Annotated in this window: 2 protein-coding genes; both read left to right on the top strand. The window is 58.0% G+C overall.

The features are described 5' to 3' along the window. Positions 1-253: 253 nt before the first annotated feature. A complete protein-coding gene (locus tag EJA71_RS01775; RefSeq protein ID WP_158953792.1) occupies positions 254-3,031 on the top strand; it encodes a hypothetical protein in 2,778 nt (925 codons plus the stop codon). Positions 3,032-3,587: 556 nt separating this feature from the next. Then, a complete protein-coding gene (locus EJA71_RS01770) occupies positions 3,588-3,947 on the top strand; it encodes a DUF6124 family protein (protein WP_158953790.1) in 360 nt (119 codons plus the stop codon). Positions 3,948-4,048 lie beyond the last annotated feature (101 nt).

Here is a 4,048-nt window from a genome sequence, read left to right as displayed (position 1 = left end):
TCCCTGCCTGAACATGATCGTTCCCACGCTCCGCGTGGGAATGCAGCCCGGGACGCTCCGCGTCCCCTCCAGAGCCGAACGCGGAGCGTCCGTTGATGCATTCCCACGCAGAGCGTGGGGACGATCACTGCGTAAGGCTGCTGCCTCACCGTTCGTCAGAAATCACCCCGCACCTGTCAAACCTGACAGGTGCGCTATCCGCAAAAACGCGCTCTGATCAAACCTGCCAATTCCACCGCGCAGGAGCGCCGTCATGACCGCATCCGTCACCTCTGACAACAGTGTTTTCGTCCTGTATCCGCCCAGGGTCAGTGGTCAGACTCAGCCTGTGGTGGGGGCACATGTCGGCGTACCAATCGTGGCCTACGATCTGGTAACGGATGGCGCTGGCGCTTATGTCGAGGTTGATCCGCCGCTGTCAGGCACGCTCATTCCGGGCGATGAAATCAAACTATGGCTCAAAGGCGAGTCAGTGCTGCTGAGTTTTGTCGACATTGTCGATCCCAATGCGACCATTTTGCTGCGCATCCCTCGGGGCCGATTGCACCCGGATCGGATCAACGAATTGTTTTACACCATCGAACGCAACAGCCAGAACATCGCTGAATCTGTAGTGCTGGCCATTGTTTACAACCGCATCCGCCCCGGTCTCAGAGACAGGATGGACGTGCCCGGCGGCCACTCCGAACTCAAATTGCAGTTGCCCGACGCTATCAAGAATGGCGTTGGCCCGGATTTCGTCAGTGCACAAGTGTGCGTGTCCTATCCGTACTGCCGGGCTTATGACCGCATCACCCTCAGTTGCAACGGCGAACTGCTGCACGCCAACGTCGGTGCCGGTCAAGCCCCGCAACCGCCGAACCCTGGCTCGGAAGTACCGATCACCGTGTGCTTCACCGTTACCCGCGCTTATCTGGACAAGGCCAAGCGCCTGGACAAAAAACTCGATTTTCGCTTCACCGTCACCGACCAGATCGGCAACGGCCCGGACACCAACGAGCCCTGGTCGCCGCTGCACAGTGTGGACGAAGATCTGGATGGCACGCGGTTGCCGATGCCGATTCTGTTGGAGCGTATGGAAGATTTTCCGGGGGATGACGCGAGCATCATTGACCTGGGAAAACTGGCGGGGGGGCCGTTGCTGGTGGTTGTGGTGACTTCAGATAATCGCTTTCAGGTAGGCGACAAAGTAGAGGCCACCTACACAGCGAAACTCGCAGGGCAGCCAGATGTTGTGGTGACGGTGAGTGGGACGGTCGAAGGGGATCCGTTTGGCGTCAAGCAAACCTGCTTCCTGAGAGTGCCTAACGACAAGATTGTGGCGAACAGCGATGTCGCCGTGAGTTATCAACTGAGCAAGCCAAACGGCGATCCGGTCGGCAGTTCCACAACAGCCAATGCCAAGGTCACGGGCGAGGCCGCGCCGGACTTGAAGGCACCGAGCATCAAGGAGGCGTCGGGCAGCAGCCTCGATCCGCTGGCGGCGCTGAACAGTTTGACGGCGGTGGTGAATTCCCCCGCTCTGAGAGTCGGTGACATCATCACGGCCACTTGGGCGGGGGCAGCGGGCACTGCGGCCGGCGGCTCGCACACTGCACCGCCGAAAACCGTGCAGGTGATCGGCGCGCAGGAGATCGCGCTGCCGGTGTCGGTACTGGCGTTTAACCTAGGTAAAACCGTGACGGTGAGCTACACGGTCATTCGCAGCGGCAAGACCATCTCGTCGCCGCCGTTCACGCTGAATGTGCAGAGCCTGCCGCAAAGCGTTCTGGTCAAACCAACGATTATCCAAGCGGCCAACAACGGCGAAGGTGCTGAACTGGATGTCTCCAGCCTGACAAGCGCCACGTCCAGAATGGGCGTCTGGCCCTTGATGGCGCTGGGCCAACCGGTATGGATGACCGCAACAGGAACAAACGCGGACGGTAGCCCGTACAGGAAAGTGATCTGGACACCGCCGGCAGCCACCAGTGCGAACTGGATCCGCGACAAGTTCGCCAGCGCGGGGATCGCGCTGGCGGAGTTACGCAACCTTAAACATGGCAGTGCGTTGAGCCTGCAATTCAAGGCTGGGTTGGGGGGAAGTAAGGTTGAGAGTGAGGCGGTGGTTTTTCCGGTGCGCACTTATGCAGTTATTGCTGTGGAGGATGTGAAGCCCACTATAGCTTCCCTCAAAGGTTTACCCGGCAATGTCGAGATTCCAGACGGCAGCTCTACTTTTGCAACTACTGTCATTCTTTCAGGCAAGGCAAGCAATGGTCAGATAGTGCAGGTGCTGGATGGCACAACTGACAAGGGACGACCCGTTGTCGATCTGGCAACGGGCATCTGGACACTGACCGTGACCGACTTGAGTGTGGCGGAGCATAGTTTTACGGTGAAAGCGTTGTACGGCACGGGGCAGACATCGGCTGAGCGGATCCTGACGGTGGCGGCCATGGTTATTCCCACGATTACTTCACTGGTTACATCCCCGAGAAATGACCATATACCCAGCGGAGGCACAACCGGCGATACCACTGTGACACTGACCGGCAAGGCTGCAAACGGCCAGAAGGTGCAGGTGCTAGATGGCACAGTCGAAAAGGGCCAACCTATTGCCCATGCGACGACGGGTATCTGGACACAAGTAATCACCGGGTTGAGCCCAACGCGCCACGATTTCACGGCTAAGGCAGTTTACGGAACGGAAGCTCCATCGGCAGTGTGGATGGTTACAGTCGTAGCGCTCGCACCAATGAGGCCGCCAGTTATAACCCATGCGAGAGCTACATATTCCGGTATACCAATTTATCCAGGGGAAACAGTTCAGGAAAGGGTTGCGGTTACCTACTTCGGTACGTGTACTCCGCGCCCTTATACAAGGCAACTCTACGTGCACGCGGTCGGTGGCGGCGGGTATGGGGCACTAGTTCTTCCTAACTCAACTACTTGGGAAAACCCTACTATTTATACGCACTTGAAAACTGTGAACGCACAAGCAACGGACGAGGGACTGGTCTCAAATATATTTACTCACCATTGGCGCTGAGATTGGTTTGTGGTTTTGCCTTGTTCCAATGTAAGGAACAATAGGGACGGATCCATTTGTTCGATGGAATCCGTCCTCACCTGTTCATGGCTGCGCCGCTGAATATTCGGGATTAAACCCGGCGCCGGCTCAGAAAAAAATAATTCACCTGAGGGCCTACATTGGGACAGTGCGATGCTTGAGTTGTCGGCGCTTTAAACGCCGCCGTTTAAGCAACACCCACAGACACTCTTTCAGGCTACGCAACCTTGCGCCTTTGCCTACAGCTACGCCAGAATCCGCCGGCTTGTGCGTCTGTGGTCGGGTCTTTATCGTTTGCTGGTCGCTGAAAGGTTCAGTGATCGGGTTTAGCGACCCGAATTGGATACAGGCGCAACAGCGCACCGTAAGTCTTTGCAGAGTGTTCGTTCTGCAATTGATGTTATGGCGGCTGTGCGCGGGAGGCCTTCGGGCCTGCCGGGTTCCTGTTCCTCCCGGTTCGCTAACCTGCGTGCAGCTGCCACCTTTATTTGTTTAGCGACAGGTGATGGTGGTTAACCAGGTCAGGAGATTCACCATGTTCAAAGTCACACCCAACCCGCCAGACATCGACCCCACATCCCCCTACGAATCCATCGATTCCAGAAAACTTCACCAAGCCGCCGACCGCGCCCTCGATCATTACCTCTGCCCACCCGGCTCCACGCCACCGCCCCGCAAGACCCGCGGCATATATGCGGTCACCGCCGACACCAAAAACGAAGAACTGCTGACCGACGCCAGCGAAACCCTGGCCTCGGCCAAAACCATCGCCCAGGACGTCTCCCACCTGTTGCCCGCGCCGCAGCGTCGGGCGTTGTTGGGGATTGCGCAGTTGATCATGCTGGGGGAGCTGGCGGTGAATCGGGCGCTGGATAACCTCGATCTCCCTGCCTGAACATGATCGTTCCCACGCTCCGCGTGGGAATGCAGCCCGGGACGCTCCGCGTCCCCTCCAGAGCCGAACGCGGAGCGTCCGTTGATGCATTCCCACGCAGA

It is taken from the genome of Pseudomonas sp. PB106 (assembly GCF_009764645.1).
Taxonomy (GTDB): domain Bacteria; phylum Pseudomonadota; class Gammaproteobacteria; order Pseudomonadales; family Pseudomonadaceae; genus Aquipseudomonas.
This window is presented reverse-complemented; position numbering and strand designations above follow the sequence as displayed.